Here is a 17,811-nt window from a genome sequence, read left to right on the forward strand (position 1 = left end):
GAAATAGCCATTGTCCCACTTGATCGGGTTCGCGGTCCAGGCGCCCTCGATCCCGCTGGTCGTGGTGTCGTCACCCTTGCCTGTGCCGAATTTGTTGATCCAGCCAAAGCCCATCTCTTCGATCGGCGCGGCCTCGGGTTCGGGGCCGACCAGCGCCGGGTCCCCGGCACCATGCGCCTTGCCGAATGTGTGGCCACCGGCAACCAGTGCGACGGTCTCTTCATCGTTCATTGCCATCCGGGCAAAGGTGTCGCGAATGTCACGGCCCGAGGCCAGCACGTCCGGCTCTCCGTCCGGGCCTTCGGGGTTCACATAGATCAGGCCCATCTGCACGGCGGCCAGCGGATCTTCCAGATCGCGCTCGCCCGAGTAGCGGCTGTGCGGGTTTTCGGTCGGGGCCAGCCATTCGGTCTCGGCACCCCAATAGATGTCTTCCTCGGGCGCCCAGATATCTTCCCGGCCGCCGGCAAAGCCGAAGGTCTTGCCGCCCATCGATTCAATGGCGCAGTTGCCGGCCAGAATCATCAGGTCGGCCCACGAAATCTGGTTGCCGTACTTCTGCTTGATCGGCCACAGCAGACGACGGGCCTTGTCGAGGTTGCCGTTGTCCGGCCAGCTGTTGAGCGGCGCGAACCGCTGGTTCCCGGTCGAGGCGCCGCCCCGCCCGTCAGCCGTCCGGTAGGTGCCGGCGCTGTGCCAGGCCATGCGGATGAACAGACCGCCATAATGGCCGTAATCCGCCGGCCACCAGTCCTGCGAATCCGTCATCAGGTCATACAAGTCCTGTTTCAACGCGTCATAGTCGATCTTCTTGAACGCGTCGGCATAGTTGAACTCGGCCCCCAGCGGATTGCCGGCCGGCTGGTGCTGGTGCAGGATCGCCAGGTTCAGCTGGTTGGGCCACCAGTCCCGGTTCGATCGGGTTCCGGCGCCGTGCATGATGGGGCATTTGCCCGTGTTGGGGTTGTCGCTTCCGTCCATCTTAATCTCCGATCCTGGCTGGTGTCTGTCTGTTTGCGAGGCAACCGTGCGTATGGCACGTCAAAAAGGGGCGGACCGCAGTCCGCTGGAATACCCCGAGTCATAGCAAATCCCTGTCATGAGAAAAAATTTTGTTTTCGGATTGATTTGATAGGTATTGATTATGGCTCTGCCGTGATCTTTCAAACCGATCCCCATCCACATGACGCGGCGTTCCCCGCCGCCCCGATTGCGTTTTGCCGCCGGTGCTTCAAACTGCGGGCCGTGACGCGCGACACCGCGCGGGCCACAGGGGAGGATCGCCATGCAATTCGACTACGTCATCGTCGGCGGAGGGTCCGCGGGATGTGTGCTGGCCAACCGTCTGAGCGCCAATCCGGGCACGCGGGTCTGCCTGCTTGAGGCGGGCGGGGGTGGGAACAGTATTCTGGTGCGGATGCCTGCCGCTGTGGTCGCCATGCTGCCGGGGCGACCCAAGATCAACAACTGGGCCTTTGAAACGGTGCCGCAACCGGGGTTGAATGGGCGCACGGGCTATCAGCCGCGCGGCCGCGCCTTGGGCGGGTCCAGCGCGATCAACGCAATGCTTTATGTGCGCGGGCAGCGGCAGGATTATGACGGCTGGGCCGATCTGGGCTGCGAGGGCTGGGACTGGGACAGCGTTCTGCCCTATTTCAAACGGTCCGAGAACAACGAACGCGGTGCGGATGACCTGCATGGCGCCGACGGCCCGCTTCAGGTGTCCGACCAGAAAGAAGAACGCCCGATCACGCGCGCCTTCGTCGAGGCCGCCGCCCAGTTGCAACACAAGGTGACTGACGATTTCAATCGCGGCGACAACGAAGGCGCGGGACTGTACCAGGTCACCCAGTTCCACGACCCCGCCAAAAACGGCGAGCGGTGCTCGGCCGCCGCGGCCTATCTGTTTCCTGTCATGGACCGGCCTAACCTGACGGTCATCACCGGGGCTCAGGCGCGCGAGATCACCTTTGACGGCCACCGCGCCACGGGCGTGATCTATCGCCAGGGCGGCAAGGGCGCCGATCTCACCGTCACCGCCGCGCGCGAGGTTCTGGTCTGCTCGGGCGCGCTGAAATCGCCGCAACTGCTGCAGATGTCGGGCATCGGCGACCCCGAGGACCTGAGCCCGCATGGAATCGCCGTCCGCCACGCGCTGCCGGGCGTGGGTAAGAACCTGCAGGATCACCTGGATTTCATCCTGGCCTACAAGACAAAGGACACCGACAATTTCGGCATCGGCGCCGCCGGTACGGTGGGGCTGGTCAAACACCTTTTGCGGTGGCGCAAGACCGGTGTGTCGATGGCGGCCACCCCCTTTGCGGAAGGCGCGGCCTTTCTGAAGACCTCTCCCGATCTGGACCGCCCCGACATCCAACTGCATTTCACCATCGCGCTGGTAGATGACCACGCGCGCAAACTGCACCTGGGCTACGGGTTCAGCTGCCATATCTGCAAACTGCGCCCCGAAAGCCGCGGCACCGTTTCGCTGCACAGCGCCGACCCCTTTGCCGCCCCGGCGATCGACCCGGCCTTTCTGTCCGACCCGCGCGATTTGGACACGATGATCAAGGGCGCGCGGATGACGCGCGAAATCCTCGAGGCACCGGCCCTCGCCAAATACCGCCACAAGGAAATGTTCGGAACCGACACCGCCCGGACCGACCCGGATTGGGAAGGCCATATCCGCGCGCGGGCCGATACGATCTATCACTCCGTGGGCACCTGCAAGATGGGGGTGGACGATTTGGCAGTGGTCGATCCGCAGCTGCGCGTGCGTGGGCTGCAGGGGCTGCGGGTGGTCGATGCCTCGGTCATGCCGACGCTGGTCTCGGGCAACACCAACGCCCCCACGATCATGATCGCGGAAAAGGCCGCCGACATGATCCTGGCGGATGTGGTCTGATCAGTCGCCGTTCAACGTCTGATCCGCGTGCAGCGCCTCAAGGCCCACGCGGTAGTTGGGATATTTCAACGTCACGCCCAGATCGGTCTTGATCCGGTCGTTCCGAACGCGCTTATTCTCGTTGTAGAAACTGCGGGCCATCGGCGTCAGGTCGGCCGTGTCGAAATCCACCGCAGGCGGCAGCGGCAGGCCCTGAAGTTGCGCGGCATAGCCGATCACGTCCTGTGGCGGCACCGGTTCGTCATCGCATACATTGTAGATCGCGCCCGGATCAGGACGTCGCATCGACGCCTCGAGCACCTGCGCAATGTCTTCGACATGAATACGAGAAAACACCTGCCCCGGCTTGATGATCCGCCGCAGACCGCCTTTTTTCAGCTTGGAAAACGGCCCCCGGCCCGGCCCGTAGATGCCCGCAAGGCGAAAAATGTGCAGCGGCAGGCCGGGGATCGCGGCCCAGTCCTGCTCGGCCCGCAACCGCCAGCGCCCGCGCTCGGCCGTGGGTGTCGCCGGCGTGGTTTCATCGACCCAGTCCCCCTGGTGGTCGCCATAGACGGCGGTGGTCGACAGGTACCCGACCCAGTCGAACTGACCGGCGCGCGCGGCAATCTCATCCCGCAGGGCGGCCAGAACCGGATCTCCCTTGGCCGTGGGCGCGGTCGAGATCAGCAGATGCGTGACCCCGTCCAGATCGGGGGCCTCGCCCGGCCAGACCAGCGGTTCGGCCCCGGCGGCGCGGATGGCGTCCTTCTCGGCGGCATCGCGGGTGGTTCCGACGATGCGCCAACCCTTGGGGGCCAGCCGGCGCGACAGGGCGCGGGCGGTATAGCCGTGCCCGAATGAAAAAAGCGTTCCAGTCATGGCCCCTTGATGATCGCGCCGCGGGCGGGATGCAAGCGCCGGATGGCCGCACTTGATTCGAATCCCCGCCTGCGCCTTCATGGTGTCATGAGTGATGACAAACCCAGCCTGCACGCGGCCTATGCGCTGAAAACTCCGGCAGACAACAAACGGCTCTATGCCGAATGGGCCGGAGATTACGATCGCGGTTTCGCCGCGCGCGAGGATTACCAGCTGCATATCCACACCGCCCGCGCCTTTGTCGGCGCCGGGGGACAGGGTCCGGTGCTGGATGTGGGCGCGGGAACCGGCCTGTGCGGCGCCGTTCTGGCCGATCTGGGCGTGGGGCCGATCGACGCCACCGACATCAGCGCCGAGATGCTGGACAAGGCGATGCGCAAGGACATCTACCGCGACGCGATCGAGGCTGACCTGAACGAAGGCATCCCGGTTCCGCGCGACAGTTATTCGGGCATCGTGTCGTCGGGCACCTTCACCCACGGCCATCTGGGCCCCGAGGTTCTGCCCGCCCTGCTGCGGGTGGCCCGGCCCGGGGCGCAATTCGCCCTGTCGATCAACGCCAAACACTTCGAGGCGCTGGGATTCGCAACCGCCTTCGACAAGCTGCAGGCCGAGGGCCGGATAGAACATCTGACCCTGACCCCGGTTCGCATCTATGGCGATCTGGCCGCCGGCCCCAACAAGGACGACACCGCGCTGATCGCCCTGTTCGAGAAATCCTGATCCGCCTCAGCGGCCCTTCCAGACCGGGTCGCGTTTCTCGGCGAAAGCGCGAGCCCCTTCCAGATTGTCATCGGAGCCATAGAGCACATCGACCGTGCGCAGCTGGCGTTTGGTGATGCGGTTCATGATGTCTTGGAACTTGGAATCCTCGGCCTCGCGGACGATCTCCTTGATCGAGGCATAGACCAACGGCGGGCCGCTCGCCAGCAGGCGCGCCAGCTCCCACGCCCGGTCCATCAACTGGTCCGCCGGGACGATCTCATTCACCAAGCCCCAGCGGTGCGCTTCTTCGGCGTCGAACCAGCGGCCGGTCAGCAGCAGTTCCATCGCAATGTGATAGGGGATGCGCTTGGGCAGCTTGACACTGGCCGCATCCGCCACTGTGCCCGAACGGATTTCCGGCAGGGCAAAGGTGGCGTGATCGGCGGCCAGGATCATGTCGGCGCTCAGGGCCAGCTCCAGCCCGCCGCCACAGGCGATGCCGTTCACGGCGGCAATCACCGGCTTGTTCATGTCGCGCAACTCCTGCAAGCCACCGAAACCGCCGACGCCGTAATCGCCGTCCACCGCATCGCCCTCGGCCGCGGCCTTCAGGTCCCAGCCGGGGCAGAAGAATTTTTCGCCGCCCCCCGTCAGGATCGCCACGCGCAGGTCAGGATCATCGCGAAAGTCGCGGAACACTTCGCCCATGACACGGCTGGTCGCCAAGTCGATCGCGTTCGCCTTGGGCCGGTCCAACGTGACCTGAAGGATTGCACCATCGCGGTAGGTTTTGATCGGGTTCATGGTCATGCCTTTCGGATCAGGGCATCAACGGCGACCACACTGTCGGCCGCGCAGATGAGAGGGTTGATTTCAACTTCGTCCACGACCGCCGCGTTGGCAATGACGTAGTTCTGCACCGCCATGGCCACCCGCACGACCGCATCGATATCCACGCCGGGCTTGCCCCGATATCCGCTCAACACGGGCGCACAGGCCAGCTTGCCCAGCGCGTCGCGGACCGCAGACGGCGTGGACGGGATCAGGATTGAGGTCGAGTCGCGCAGGATCTCGGTCAGAACCCCGCCCGCCCCAAGGGTCAGCACATAGCCATGCGCCGGGTCGCGGGTGACGCCGATCAATAGCTCGACAATCCCGGCCGGGGCCATTTCCTCGATCAGAACCTCATCGGTGCCGATTGATCTCGCGACCTCGGGCAGATCTTGTCCAGAAACGCCCAGCCGCACCGCGCCATGTTCGGATTTGTGCGCCAGGCCAACGCCTTTCACCGCAAAGGGTCCGCTCAGACCGTCCACCGCCATTTCCGCCCGATCCGCCCGCGCGACGACCGAGCGGGGAACCGGCACGCCGCAAGCGGCCAGTTCGGCCTTGGCCTGGGCCTCGGTCAGAGCGGTTGTGGCCGCATTGGCGGCGGGCAGCAAAACCGGCTCCTGCGGTTCGGGATGCGGGCGTGCTGCAGCGCGTGTCGCCGCCAGCGCCTCACGCAGCCCGGCAAAAGGCACAACACCGCCCGCCATCAACCGCTCGGCCACGTCCTCGGGCATCAGTTCCGGCAAGGTCGCGGCCACGGCAAAGGGCCTGCCGGTTTCGCGCGCGCAGGTCAACGCCGCACGGGTGGCGCAGTCCCAATCGGTGGGATCGGTGTGAGGGTAGTCAACGATCGAGATCGTCATCGCCACATGCGGCCCCGTCATCGCCGACCAAGCCCGCGCCATCGCGTCAGCGTCGCGCCAGATATAGGTGTGGTAGTCCAGTGGATTGGCCAGCGCCACCATCGGCCCCAGCGCCGCGCGCAGGCCCGAAACCTGATCTACGGTGAGCGGCGGAAAGTGCAGGCCGGTTCCCTCGGCCATGTCGGCGGCCAGGCTGGCCTCGCCACCGGAACAGCTGATCGTCGCCACTCCGGTCCCGTCCAGCGGCCCGGTGACATGCAACAGCTTCAGTGTTTCCAGAAACGCGGGCACGTCGTTCAGCCGCGCGATTCCCAACCGATCCAGAAATGCTTGCGCCCCGGCATCACCCCCCGCCAGCGACGCAGTGTGCGAAATGGTCGCCGCCTGCGCCTGTGCTGACCGCCCCACCTTGAGGGCCACGATCGGTACGCCCCGGTCACGCGCCTTGGCCGCCAGCGCGTCCCATTTGCGTAGGTCGCCGAAGCCCTCGACATGCAGGCCGATGGCGGTGATCCGGTCATCCTCCAGCAGCGCCATGGCGATTTCGGCCTGATGGGTTTGCGCTTGATTCCCGCAGGTCAGCATGAAGGCCAGCGGCAGCGCCCGGCGCTGCATGGTCATGTTGATGGCAATGTTCGAGCTTTGCGTCAGAATCGCGACGCCCCTTTCCACCGGGCGCATCCCGTGCTGGTCGGGCCAGATCGCCACCCCGTCCAACCCGTTGACGAAGCCGTAACAGTTGGGGCCGAGGATCGGCATGTCCCCCGCTGCAGTTACAAGCTGCACCTGCAAGTCGGCCCCATCGGCGTCCTCGGCCTGCGCCTCGGTAAAGCCCGAGGCGAAACACACCGCCCCGCCCGCGCCGATGCGGGACAGAACCTCGACCGCCTCGATGGTGGCGCGGCGATTGATGCCGACAAAGGCCGCGTCGGGCGCTTGGGGCAGGTCCTCGATCGTGGCAAAGACGCGCTCGCCTGCCACCGCGCCGGCCTTGGGATGCACCGGCCAGACCGGGCCCGTGAAGCCCAGTTTCCGCACCTGCCGGATGACCTCGGCGCACCATGCGCCCCCGCCGATCACCGCCAGCGAACGGAACCCCAGCATCCGCCTCAGCGCGGCGAGTTTTCCCGGCGCGAGCGCATCCGCCGCGCCGATCAGGCCCGGCGCCACGTTCATGCCCCCAACGCGCGCAGCAGGTCGCGGCTGATGATGTGGCGCTGGATCTCGCTGGTGCCGTCCCAGATCCGTTCCACCCGCGCATCCCGCCAGAACCGTTCCAGCGGATAGTCATCCATCAGACCCATCCCGCCATGCACCTGGATCGCCGCATCGGTCACCCGCGCCAGCATTTCCGAGGCATAGAGCTTGGCCGAGGCGATCTCGCGGTTGGCGGGCAGGCCCTTGTCCAGCCGGTCGGCGGCGGCCAGGGTCAGCAGGTCGGCGGCGTCGATCTCGGTGATCATGTCGGCGACCTGAAAGCTGACGCCCTGAAACTTGCCGATCTTCTGGCCAAACTGTTCGCGGGTGGCGGCATAGTCCAGCGCATAATCGAAAGCCCGCCGCGCCCGACCCACGCACATGGCCGCCACGGTGATGCGGGTGGCATACAGCCAGGTGTTCATCACCTCGAACCCGCCATCGACCTCGCCCAGCACCTGTGCATCCGGCAGGCGGCAGTCGTCGAAGTCCAGCACCATATTCTTGTAACCGCGATGGCTGACCGACTTGTAGCCGTCGCGGATGGTGAAGCCCGGCGTGCCGCGATCGACCAGAAAGGCGGTGATGCGCTTTTTGGGGCCTTTCGGCGTCTGATCCTCGCCCGTGGCGATGAAGACGATGATGAAATCGGCATGTTCCGCGCCCGAGATGAAATGCTTGGTGCCATTTACCACCCAATCGCCGCCATCGCGCACGGCCGAGCATTTCATGCCCCGCACGTCCGAACCCGCGCCCGGTTCGGTCATCGCCAGCGCGTCCATCTTTTCGCCACGCACGGCGGGCATCAGATAGCGTTCGATCTGATCGCCCTGACAGGCCATCAGGATGTTCTGCGGCCGCCCGAAGAAATGGTTCAGTGCCATCGACCCGCGCCCCAACTCGCGCTCGACCAGCGCGAATTCCAAGTGGTTCAATCCGGCACAGCCGACGCTTTCGGGGAAGTTGCAGGCATAGAAGCCCAGCTCGATCGTCTTGCGCTTGATCTCGTCAGCGATCTCTTTCGGCACCTCGCCGGTGCGTTCAACCAGCTCTTCGTGGGGATAGATTTCCTTTTCCACAAAGCTGCGGACGGTCGAGACGATCATCTCCTGCTCGTCGGTCAGGCCATATTGCATCGCGGGTCTCCGGTTTCTGGGCGTGCGATAATCCTGACGCAGCTTGAGGTCTCAATAATGCAGAACTAGACTTCGATCATGCAGAAATGGAGCAAATCACCCGCCGCACCGCAGCGATTCGGGGTACTTCTGTTCGACGGGTTCTCGAACCATTGCCTGGCCAACACGGTCGAGCCGCTGCGCGCGGCCAACACGCTGTCGGGGCAGCGACTGTATGACTGGCAATTCCTGTCACTGGATCCGAGGCCGGTCACGTCATCCTCAGGGTTGCAGGTGGCGCCCCACGCGGCGCTTACGGATGCGGATGGGGATATGCTGCTGGTGATGCCCTCCTACGGGTTTCAGGCACATGGAGGTTGGCGCACCCAGGCGGGGTTGCGTGCGGCGACGCGGCGCTTTCGCACCCTCGCCGGGCTGGACACCGGCAGTTGGCTGCTGGCCCAGGCCGGATTGCTGAACGGCCATCGCGCCACGATCCATTGGGAGGAGCTGACCGCGTTCACCGAGCGATTCCCCGAAGTCGAGACCTGCCGCGAGCGATATGTCATCGACGGTGACCGCATCACCTGCTCGGGCGCGATGGCCGCCTTCGATCTGGTGATGCACCTGATCGGGCAGGATCACGGTCAGGCGCTGGCACTGGAAGTCGCGCAGCTGTTCATGACCCGCGACTCCGCTCGGTCACATTCCGGCGGCGCTGGCTCGGCCAGTTCGCATGTCAACAAAGCGCTGGCACTGATGCAGGAAAATCTCGAGACCCCTCTGCCGATCCCCGAGATTGCCCGACGCGTGGGACGGTCGCAAAAAGCGCTGGAATCCCGAATGCGGGCGGACCTGGGGGCCGGGCCGGCCAAGGTCTATCGTCGGATGCGTTTGAACCTTGCGCGCAAGCTGGCCGCGGAAACCGACCTGAGTGTTGCCGAAATCGCTCTGCGCGCGGGTTATGAGGACCCCAGCGCGCTGACCCGCGCCTTTCGGGCCGAGTTCGGTCTCAGTCCACGAGCCCTGCGCAGCCGGGCCCGCTAGGTATACATCTGTTTCTTGTAGGCGCGCGTCCGCGTCGTCGCCTCGGCCGACCCGTCGTGGTAGGTGCCGAACCACTTGTCGAACGGGATCTCGGACGTGCCGTAGTTGCACTCGAAATACCGGTGGTGCAGCTGGTGAAAGAAATCGCCGGCCCGCGCGGCGTCCGTATCCCCCGCTTTCAGCTTCTCGAACCCCGAATGGGACAAGACCGGGCTGATCTGCTGGAAATAGACATGAAACAGCAGATGCAACGGGTTTGAGGGCACGATCAGGTGGATGAAATAGGTCGTGAAATACAGCAGATTCTCGTACCAGTGGTTCGAGATGCCCGACCACGGCCCAACATTGACGTTGCGGTGATGAACGGCGTGCACATGCTTGTACAGTTTCGGGTGATGCTCCAGCCGGTGCACCCAATAGAAATGCAGACCCGACCACATCGGAATGAACAGCATCCAGACCACGCACCAGACCGGCGCGCTGGCCCAAGTGACCGTTGGCGCATACCCGTTGGCCATCGCCCAGTAGATACCCCATTGATAGACGGTCGCCACCGTCATGGCGCTGCCCAGGGTCCACCAGATGTTGTCCCAGACCTGATTGCGGAAGGTGAAGGTTCCGTTGTCGCGGGTCAGGTCGCGGCGATCGAACTTTTTGTACATACCCTGCCCCTTGCGCATGTAGAGCCACCAATGCAGCCCACCCGCAACAAGGATCTGAGGCACCATGTTCAGCAGCCAGACGCGGAACATCCAGCCGGGCGCAAAGCTTTGCATCGCCTCGAGCGGCGGCAGGAACAGCACATAAGCAATCACGGCCAGCCCCATGCACAGGGTCAGCGCTGTGATCGACAGCCACGCCCCGGAATACCATTTCAAAACGGCGATCGGGCGCGGTGGCCAACTGAACAAAGGGTTCAACGCAACAGGGTCAGACGGCCGATAGTGCCAGCGGGCGGCTTCGGGATCATGCGGGGCATCGGTCATGACAAAACCCTCTAGGTGGCGTAGTCCGAGCCTTCCGCATCCAGAACGGCCTTTATTTCGCGCAGATGCGCCTCGGCCTGCCCCGGGTAGTCATCCAGCTCCTGCGCGGTCTTTTCGGCGATCTCGTCCGAAAGCACCCGCAACGGCCGGCCCGTCTGAAGGGCGCGTACATAGGTCTCGGCGGCGCGCTCGAAATAATAGAGTCTGTTAAAGGCATCCGCTGCATTGTTGCCAATCACCAGCACACCGTGGTTGCCCATGATCATGACCTTCTTTTTCGGGTCTTGCAGCATTGTCGCGCAACGCTCACCCTCGCTTTCAAAGGCCAAACCGCCGAATTCGTCATCAATGACATAGCGGTTGAAAAAGGTTGCGGTGTTCTGGTCGATCGGCGGCAGGTTGCTGTCGGCCAAGGAGGCCAGGACGGTGGCAAAAATCGAATGCACATGCATCACGCAACGCGCATGCGGGCATCTCCGGTGAATCGATCCATGCAGACCCCATGCGGTCGGGTCCGGTGCTCCGGGCTTGTTCATCGTGTCGGGATCGTTGGCATCCAGCAGCAGAAGGTCCGAGGCGCGGATGCGCGCGAAATGCATCTGGTTCGGGTTCATCAGGAACTGCGTGCCATCCTCGTTCACGGCAAGGCTGAAGTGATTGGCGACCGCTTCGTGCATGTTCGACCGCTCGGTCCAGCGGAAGGCGGCGGCCATGTCCACGCGCTCCTGCCAATGGTCGATATTCGGCTTCAGATTGGTGACGCTCATCCGGGGGCTCCATTCGGCTTGGACAGGTGGCTGGTGAAAACCGTGCCGGGCCGGGGCGCAATTGACCAACGAAAAAATTGGCGTTTTGGCATTAGCTGAACTTATGATTGGATTATGAAACCCCGGACTCCGCTTCCCCCGCTTGGCTGGCTGCGCACCTTCGAGGCCGCGGCCCGCCACCTGTCGTTCACCGGCGCAGCGCGTGATCTGAACATGACGCAAAGCGCCGTCAGCCAGCAGATCAAATCGCTGGAGGGATACTTGGGCCAGCCTCTGTTTCACCGCCGCCCCCGCGCGCTGGAACTGACCGAGGCCGGAATCACCTATCTACCCGTGGTGCGCGAGGCGTTCCGGACGCTGGTGCGTGGCACCCAGGCCGTTACCGGCCAGCAGGAAAACACCGTTCAGGTGCAGTGCAACATCACCTTTTCGGTGAACTGGCTGGCCCCTCGCCTGCCCGCCTTCCGCGCGCTGCACCCCGATGTCCACCTGAACATCTTCACCGAGTTGTGGGAGCCGCGCGAGATGGCCGAAGGCGCGGCGGTCGAGATCCGCTATTCCCTGCGCCCGGCCGACACGGTCCGCACCGAGCTTTTGCGCAGCGATCACTACTACCCCGTCTGTGCCCCCGACTATCCGGTCACGCTGGAAAACCTTCAGCAGCAACCGCTGTACGACTGTTCGAATCTTCTGTCGAACTGGGCCAGCTGGGCCGAAGATCAGGGCCTAAACTGGGAAAATTCGCCGATTACCTATGCCACGACCTATATGGTCGGCCTGTCCGTTGCGATGGCCGGCGGCGGGCTGTGTCTGGCCCATGACACGATCGCAAAACGCCTGCTGGACGAAGGCCGTCTGATCGCGCCGTTCGAGCATCGCGCGCCGATGCCAGAAGCCTATTACCTGCTGCTGTCGCCCCAAGCCGAGGAGACCCCGGGTGCCGTGGCCTTTGCCGAATGGATTAGGGCGGAAATCGCGGCCGAGCAACACCGCGCCTGACTTCAGCCGTCTTTGGGGCGGCTGGCGACCCAGGCATAGCCGTTCTCGCACAGGATATAGGTCTCGCGCAGGCCATGGGGCTTGTCGGTCGGCTCCTGCAGCACGACCGCGCCTGCGGACCTGGCGCGCTCCGCCGCCTCGTCCGGCTCGGTGTCGTACAGGTGAATCTCGATCCCGCCACCGCGTGGGGGCGTTTCGGGAACCAGCCCCAGCAGCGGGTTGGAATGATAGGTGCCGTCCGAATGCAACTGAAACACCTGATCGCCATAAGTGACGATGGCAAAATCCGCCGTCACCTGATGGGACTTCAAGCCAAAAACAGTCTCTAAGAAAGCGCATTCCGCTGGAACGTCGCGCACCAGCAGGTTCAGCCCGATCCCCCGCAGGCTGCGGCCGAAACTGTCGGCATCGATGGTTTCGTAATCCATGTCCCTACCAGACCCCGCATCGCGGCGCGGATCAAGCATTTGCTGCCCCGCGCCCGGTCGGATGACGGTTTCATGAAGGTGGCAAAGCAGGGGTTGCACCTTCCGATGCATTCGGGAAAGTTGTGCCATGGAATACGCACCCTTCCCCTCTTGGCCCGACGTCGCCCCCCGCCTGATCGCCGTTGCCGCTGGCCGCGAAGCCGCCGACATGGTCATTCGCGGCGGGATCTGGATCAACGTGCACAGCCGCGAGGCGCTGCCCGATCACTCCATCGCCATCGCCGCCGGACGCGTGGCCTATGTCGGCCCCGACGCCAGCCACTGCATCGGGCCCGACACACAGATCATCGAGGCCAAGGGCCGCTACATGATCCCCGGCCTGTGCGACGCGCATATGCACATCGAATCCGGCATGCTGACCCCGGCCGAGTTCGCCCGCGCGGTGATCCCGCATGGCACCACGTCGATGTTCACCGACCCGCATGAGATCGCCAATGTACTGGGGTTGGACGGCGTGCGGATGATGCATGACGAGGCGCTGATGCAGCCGGTCAACATCTTCACCCAGATGCCGTCCTGCGCGCCCTCGGCGCCCGGGCTGGAAACCACGGGCTACGAGATCACCGCCGAAGACGTGGCCGAGGCGATGACCTGGCCCGGCATCATCGGGCTGGGCGAGATGATGAACTTTCCCGGTGTGATCAACTCCGATCCCAAAATGCTGGCCGAAATCGCCGCCACCCAGCGCGCGGGCAAGACCGTGGGCGGACACTATGCATCCCCTGATTTAGGGCCTGATTTTGCCGCCTATGTCGCCGGCGGCCCGGCGGATGACCATGAAGGTACCTGCGAGGCCGACGCCATTGCCCGCGTGCGGCAGGGAATGCGGTCGATGATGCGGCTAGGCTCGGCCTGGTATGACGTGGAAAGCCAGATCACCGCCGTCACCGAAAAGGGGCTGGACCCGCGCAACTTCATCCTGTGCACCGATGACTGCCACTCGGGCACGCTGGTGAACGAGGGCCACATGAACCGCGTCGTCCGTCATGCCATCGCCTGTGGCTGCGACCCGTTGATCGCGTTGCAGATGGCCACGATCAACACCGCCACCCATTTCGGGCTGGAACGCGAGATCGGCTCGATCACGCCGGGCCGCCGGGCGGACGTGATCCTCAGTTCGGACCTGACCGAATTGCCGATCGAGATGGTCATCGCCCGTGGGCGGGTGGTGGCCGAGAACGGCAAGATCACGGTGGATTGCCCGCATTACGACTGGCCCGATCGGGCACGCAACACGCTGCATCTGGGCCATGCCCTGACCGCCGCCGATTTCGAGATCCCCGCGCCCGAAGGCGCCAACCGCGTCCGCGCCAACGTAATCGGCGTGGTCGAGAACCAGGCCCCCACCCAGGCGCTGAAGGCCGAGTTGCCCATTATCGGCGGGCTGGTCGAGGGCGAAGGCGATGTCTGCCAGATTGCGCTGGTCGAGCGGCACCGCGCCACGGGCGGCGTGACCAACGCCTTCGTTTCGGGCTTTGGCTATCAGGGCCGGATGGCCATGGCCTCGACTGTGGCGCATGACAGCCACCACATGATCGTGGTCGGCACCAACCGCGATCAGATGGCGCTGGCCGCCAATCGCCTGGCCGAAGTAGGCGGCGGCATCACCATCTTCCGTGATGGCGAAGAGCTGGCGCTGGTCGAACTGCCCATTGCGGGCCTGATGTCCGACAGCCCTGCCGCGGACGTCGCGGCCAAGGCGCAGAAAATGGTCGAGGCGATGCAGGCCTGCGGCTGTCAGTTGAACAACGCCTATATGCAGCACTCGCTGCTGGCCCTTGTCGTCATCCCCGAACTGCGGATATCCGATCTGGGACTGGTGGATGTCCGAACATTCGAAAAAATTGACCTTCTGGAACCCCTCGCATGACAAAAATAACAACTCCCGACCCACGGGACCCCGAGATTTTCACCGATGCCGCTGCGGCCGTTGCCCGGCTGGAAGAGCTGTACAACGAGTCCACCGCCTTTCTGTGCGACAGCTTTGCCGAGGCCATGGAAAGCGGCACGCCCAAGGTCCGTTACAGAGCCTATTACCCGGAAATCCGTATCCGTACGGCGTCCTACGCGCATGTGGACAGCCGCCTGAGCTTTGGTCACGTGTCCGAGCCGGGGGTTCATGCCACTACCGTGACCCGGCCGGATCTGTTCCGGTCCTACCTCACGCAGCAGATCGCGCTGCTGATCAAGAACCACAACCAGCCGGTGACCATCGGCCCCTCGACCACGCCGATGCCGGTGCATTTCGCCGTGGCCGGCAACCCCGATCTGGTGGTGCCGCATCAGGGAGCGGCCGGGTTCACCCTGCGCGACGTGTTCGACGTGCCCGACCTGACCACCACCAATGACGACATCGTCAACGGTGTGCACGAACCGCAGGATGGCGTCGGCCCGCTGGCCTTGTTCACCGCCCAGCGCATCGACTATTCGCTGGCCCGGCTGGCCCATTACACCGCCACCGATCCGGACCATTTCCAGAACCACGTTCTGTTCACCAACTACCAGTTCTACGTCTCGGAATTCGAAAACTACGCCCGCGCGCAACTGGCCGACCCCGACAGCGGCTATACCAGTTTCGTCTCGACCGGGAATGTCGAGATCACCGACCCCGACGCGCCGCTGGAACAGCCGCTGAAACTGCCGCAGATGCCGACCTATCACCTGAAACGCGCCGACGGGTCGGGGATCACGCTGGTCAATATCGGCGTCGGGCCATCGAACGCCAAGACCGCCACCGACCACATCGCGGTGCTGCGCCCACATGCCTGGCTGATGGTCGGCCACTGCGCGGGGCTGCGCAACACGCAGGCCCTGGGGGATTTCGTGCTGGCCCATGCCTATCTGCGCGAAGACAAGGTGCTGGATGACGATCTGCCCGTCTGGGTGCCGATCCCGCCGCTGGCCGAAGTTCAGGTCGCGCTGGAACGCGCCGTAGCCGAAGTGACCGAGCTGGAAGGCTATGAGCTGAAGCGGATCATGCGCACCGGCACGGTGGCTTCGGTCGACAACCGTAACTGGGAACTGCGCGACCAATCCGGCCCGGTGCAACGGCTGAGCCAGTCGCGCGCCATCGCGCTGGATATGGAAAGCGCCACGATCGCCGCAAACGGCTATCGGTTCCGTGTGCCCTACGGCACCTTGCTGTGCGTATCCGACAAACCGTTGCATGGCGAATTGAAGTTGCCCGGCATGGCGTCCGAGTTCTATACAACTCAGGTCAGCCGCCATCTGGCGATCGGAATCCGGGCGATGGAACACCTGCGAGGCATGCCACTGGAACGTTTGCACAGCCGGAAACTGCGCTCGTTCGACGAAACGGCCTTCCTCTGACGCAAAAAAGCAACGAAATCCCCATATTTTTTGGGGTTTCGGTGCTACTATTCGTTGTGTTCGCCCACAATATCCCGTTACAGTTACGCGGTGAGGCCCAATAGATCGGGCACGTTAAGGAGACCAAGAAATGGCAAAGCCTATGACGAAGACTCAGCTGGTTGCTGCTCTCGCTGAGGAAATGGGAACCGACAAGAAATCCGCGAACGCGGCGCTGGAGGCGATCACTGGCCTGATCACCCGCGAAGTTTCGGCCGGAGGCGCTGTGACCCTGCCGGGCGTCGGCAAGATCTACTGCCGCGAGCGCCCCGAGCGTCAGGTTCGCAACCCGGCCACTGGTGAGACCTTCACCAAAGAAGCCGACAAGGTTGTGAAGATGACCATCGCCAAGGCCCTGAAGGACAGCGTCAACAGCTGATCCGCGCCTTAGGGAAAACGATCAAGGGCCGCGATTTCGCGGCCCTTTTTCTTTGGTATTTGTTTACCGGGTCCGGCGGGCCGAGGTCAGTGAACAGTCTCGACCTTGTGGAAATCCAGATCCCGATCTTCGGGCATCGAGTCGATGCTCATCACCTCTGTGCGCTTGACGATCAGGACATAGACCACGCAGGCGAGGTAGAGGCCAACCACCACGGCGCCGATCCACTGAATCTGCAGCCACTGGCTCTGGAACAGAAGCGTCAGCACAAACAGAAGCACCACATTGCCGGCAACATAGGCCGTCTTACCGAAGCGTTCGACCGTCATGTTCAGGTTGTCGGTATAGAGCCTGATCAGCGAGTCCAGTGAGTTAATCACGAAGGTCACGCCGACGATCACCATCGCGATGTTGGTGATGCCTGCGGTGCTGATGCCGTTCAGGTGATAGTAATAAAGCACGCTGAACCAGATCGCCAAGGGGATCGACGGAAAGATCAGCAGCGCCGCCAGCAATTGCCAGGTGGTCAGCCCTCCGACAAAGCGCGAGGTGAACTGACCGATCATGATCGACCAGGCAAACCACCAGAACAGGTAGAAGGCGTGATAGTCGGTCAGAGGCAGTATGAACTTGTGGATATTGGCGAAATACGCCCCGATATTGCTGCTGGTTTCCACGAAACCCGCAACGCCCATACCGGCCGCGGCCCACATGCCAAGGATCAGCGCCAGAAACAGAAACGTCGAGCCGACAGAAAGAATCCGCACGTATTTCAGGTCAGTCGAGGAATAGGCCGCGGCCAGAATGACGACAAATACGATGATGTAAAACGTGGTCACCACGGACTCGCCATCACCAACTTCGGGCAGGTATCCGGGCAGGTAGATCAGGAACAGGCTGGCGGTGAAAGCGCAGGTCCCGATGATCACCACATTGTTGATCAGCTTGACCACCGGGATCTCAAAGAACTGCACTCGGGGCTCGATGACGCAGAAATAGAAGGCCGTCAGGAAATAGAAGGCCCAGATCAGGAAACCCCAGAACCCGAACTCGACCGCCAGCGGGTTTGCGAACGCATAGGCCGGATCTTCGGCATAGCCTCCGAATTCGGTGAGCGGGAACATGATCAGCCCGACATCCAGGCCGGATGTGAACAGGATCGCGATGAAAGTGAACAGATGTACAGGTGTCACGCCCACGCACCGCAGGTTCCACCATTTCACGACGAAGAACGCTACCAGCCCAAGAGCAAGCAGGACCCCGAATGACAGGATGTATTCCAATAGCACCGACAAACCT

The 17,811-nt window shown here is 63.4% G+C and carries 17 protein-coding genes (1 of these 17 only partly in view); 7 read left to right on the plus strand and 10 right to left on the minus strand.

Translation table 11 applies throughout. The features are described 5' to 3' along the window. Both katG and GOW72_RS00040 read right to left on the minus strand, forming a co-directional pair. Window positions 1-981 carry the start of a catalase/peroxidase HPI gene (katG, locus tag GOW72_RS00035; protein WP_170364241.1) on the minus strand. It extends 1,227 nt beyond the left edge of the window, so the window shows 981 of its 2,208 coding nt (coding positions 1-981); its start codon is at window positions 979-981; the stop codon falls past the left edge of the window. A gap of 60 nt (window positions 982-1,041) precedes the next feature. Continuing rightward, window positions 1,042-1,287 carry a hypothetical protein gene (locus tag GOW72_RS00040; protein ID WP_170364243.1) on the minus strand — a complete coding sequence of 82 codons (246 nt, stop codon included), beginning with the start codon at window positions 1,285-1,287 and terminating at the stop codon, window positions 1,042-1,044. Between GOW72_RS00040 and GOW72_RS00045 the strand changes: the two genes are divergently transcribed. Then, the gene (locus GOW72_RS00045) at window positions 1,286-2,905 is read left to right on the plus strand and encodes a GMC family oxidoreductase (protein ID WP_170364245.1); all 1,620 of its coding nucleotides are present in this window, start codon (window positions 1,286-1,288) and stop codon (window positions 2,903-2,905) included. The two genes, GOW72_RS00040 and GOW72_RS00045, sit on opposite strands and share 2 nt — an antisense overlap. Here the strand turns inward: GOW72_RS00045 and GOW72_RS00050 are convergent, their stop codons facing one another. Further along, the gene (locus GOW72_RS00050; protein ID WP_170364247.1) at window positions 2,906-3,766 is read right to left on the minus strand and encodes an SDR family oxidoreductase; all 861 of its coding nucleotides are present in this window, start codon (window positions 3,764-3,766) and stop codon (window positions 2,906-2,908) included. An 87-nt stretch (window positions 3,767-3,853) separates the two neighbouring features. On the opposite strand from GOW72_RS00050, the gene GOW72_RS00055 reads away from it, so the two are divergent. Further along, window positions 3,854-4,489, plus strand: a complete 636-nt coding sequence (locus GOW72_RS00055) for a class I SAM-dependent DNA methyltransferase (RefSeq protein ID WP_170364249.1) — start codon at window positions 3,854-3,856, stop codon at window positions 4,487-4,489. A gap of 6 nt (window positions 4,490-4,495) precedes the next feature. On the opposite strand, the gene GOW72_RS00060 is transcribed toward GOW72_RS00055, so the two are convergent. The 3 genes from GOW72_RS00060 to GOW72_RS00070 are packed head-to-tail and all read right to left on the minus strand — an operon-like array spanning window position 4,496 to window position 8,498. Further along, complete coding sequence (locus GOW72_RS00060) at window positions 4,496-5,275, minus strand: carnitinyl-CoA dehydratase (protein ID WP_425328538.1); 780 nt, start codon at window positions 5,273-5,275, stop codon at window positions 4,496-4,498. 2 nt (window positions 5,276-5,277) lie between these two features. Beyond that, the gene (locus GOW72_RS00065) at window positions 5,278-7,341 is read right to left on the minus strand and encodes an acetate--CoA ligase family protein (RefSeq protein WP_170364253.1); all 2,064 of its coding nucleotides are present in this window, start codon (window positions 7,339-7,341) and stop codon (window positions 5,278-5,280) included. Beyond that, window positions 7,338-8,498 (minus strand): acyl-CoA dehydrogenase family protein, encoded by a 1,161-nt coding sequence (locus GOW72_RS00070; RefSeq protein WP_170364256.1) that lies wholly within the window; start codon window positions 8,496-8,498, stop codon window positions 7,338-7,340. Before GOW72_RS00070 ends, GOW72_RS00065 begins: the two co-directional genes overlap by 4 nt. 78 nt (window positions 8,499-8,576) lie before the next feature. On the opposite strand from GOW72_RS00070, the gene GOW72_RS00075 reads away from it, so the two are divergent. After that, the gene (locus tag GOW72_RS00075; protein ID WP_170340569.1) at window positions 8,577-9,524 is read left to right on the plus strand and encodes a GlxA family transcriptional regulator; all 948 of its coding nucleotides are present in this window, start codon (window positions 8,577-8,579) and stop codon (window positions 9,522-9,524) included. On the opposite strand, the gene GOW72_RS00080 is transcribed toward GOW72_RS00075, so the two are convergent. Both GOW72_RS00080 and GOW72_RS00085 read right to left on the minus strand, forming a co-directional pair. Next, the gene (locus GOW72_RS00080; RefSeq protein ID WP_170364258.1) at window positions 9,521-10,510 is read right to left on the minus strand and encodes a sterol desaturase family protein; all 990 of its coding nucleotides are present in this window, start codon (window positions 10,508-10,510) and stop codon (window positions 9,521-9,523) included. The genes GOW72_RS00075 and GOW72_RS00080 overlap by 4 nt on opposite strands. A gap of 11 nt (window positions 10,511-10,521) precedes the next feature. After that, window positions 10,522-11,277, minus strand: coding sequence for a class II aldolase and adducin N-terminal domain-containing protein (locus tag GOW72_RS00085; protein ID WP_170360988.1), 756 nt, complete (start codon window positions 11,275-11,277; stop codon window positions 10,522-10,524). 114 nt (window positions 11,278-11,391) lie between these two features. Here GOW72_RS00085 and GOW72_RS00090 point away from each other — a divergent pair, with 114 nt between their 5' ends. Beyond that, complete coding sequence (locus GOW72_RS00090) at window positions 11,392-12,276, plus strand: LysR substrate-binding domain-containing protein (protein WP_170342477.1); 885 nt, start codon at window positions 11,392-11,394, stop codon at window positions 12,274-12,276. Window positions 12,277-12,278: 2 nt separating this feature from the next. Here the strand turns inward: GOW72_RS00090 and GOW72_RS00095 are convergent, their stop codons facing one another. Beyond that, entirely contained in the window at window positions 12,279-12,704 is a 426-nt protein-coding gene (locus GOW72_RS00095; protein WP_170364260.1) for a VOC family protein, read from the minus strand. Between the two features lie 127 nt (window positions 12,705-12,831). On the opposite strand from GOW72_RS00095, the gene ade reads away from it, so the two are divergent. The 3 genes from ade to GOW72_RS00110 all read left to right on the plus strand — a co-directional run bounded on the left by ade (window position 12,832) and on the right by GOW72_RS00110 (window position 16,512). Then, the gene (gene ade / locus GOW72_RS00100; protein ID WP_170364262.1) at window positions 12,832-14,634 is read left to right on the plus strand and encodes an adenine deaminase; all 1,803 of its coding nucleotides are present in this window, start codon (window positions 12,832-12,834) and stop codon (window positions 14,632-14,634) included. Next, complete coding sequence (locus GOW72_RS00105; protein ID WP_170364264.1) at window positions 14,631-16,094, plus strand: AMP nucleosidase; 1,464 nt, start codon at window positions 14,631-14,633, stop codon at window positions 16,092-16,094. The genes ade and GOW72_RS00105 overlap by 4 nt, the downstream gene beginning before the upstream one ends. 130 nt (window positions 16,095-16,224) lie before the next feature. Then, on the plus strand, window positions 16,225-16,512 hold the full coding sequence (locus GOW72_RS00110; RefSeq protein ID WP_170340577.1) for an HU family DNA-binding protein: 288 nt from the start codon (window positions 16,225-16,227) through the stop codon (window positions 16,510-16,512). Between the two features lie 86 nt (window positions 16,513-16,598). On the opposite strand, the gene GOW72_RS00115 is transcribed toward GOW72_RS00110, so the two are convergent. Next, window positions 16,599-17,795, minus strand: coding sequence for a BCCT family transporter (locus GOW72_RS00115; RefSeq protein WP_170365941.1), 1,197 nt, complete (start codon window positions 17,793-17,795; stop codon window positions 16,599-16,601). Between the last annotated feature and the right edge of the window lie 16 nt (window positions 17,796-17,811).

The organism is Ruegeria arenilitoris (genome assembly GCF_013032855.1).
GTDB classification, from domain to species: domain Bacteria; phylum Pseudomonadota; class Alphaproteobacteria; order Rhodobacterales; family Rhodobacteraceae; genus Ruegeria; species Ruegeria arenilitoris.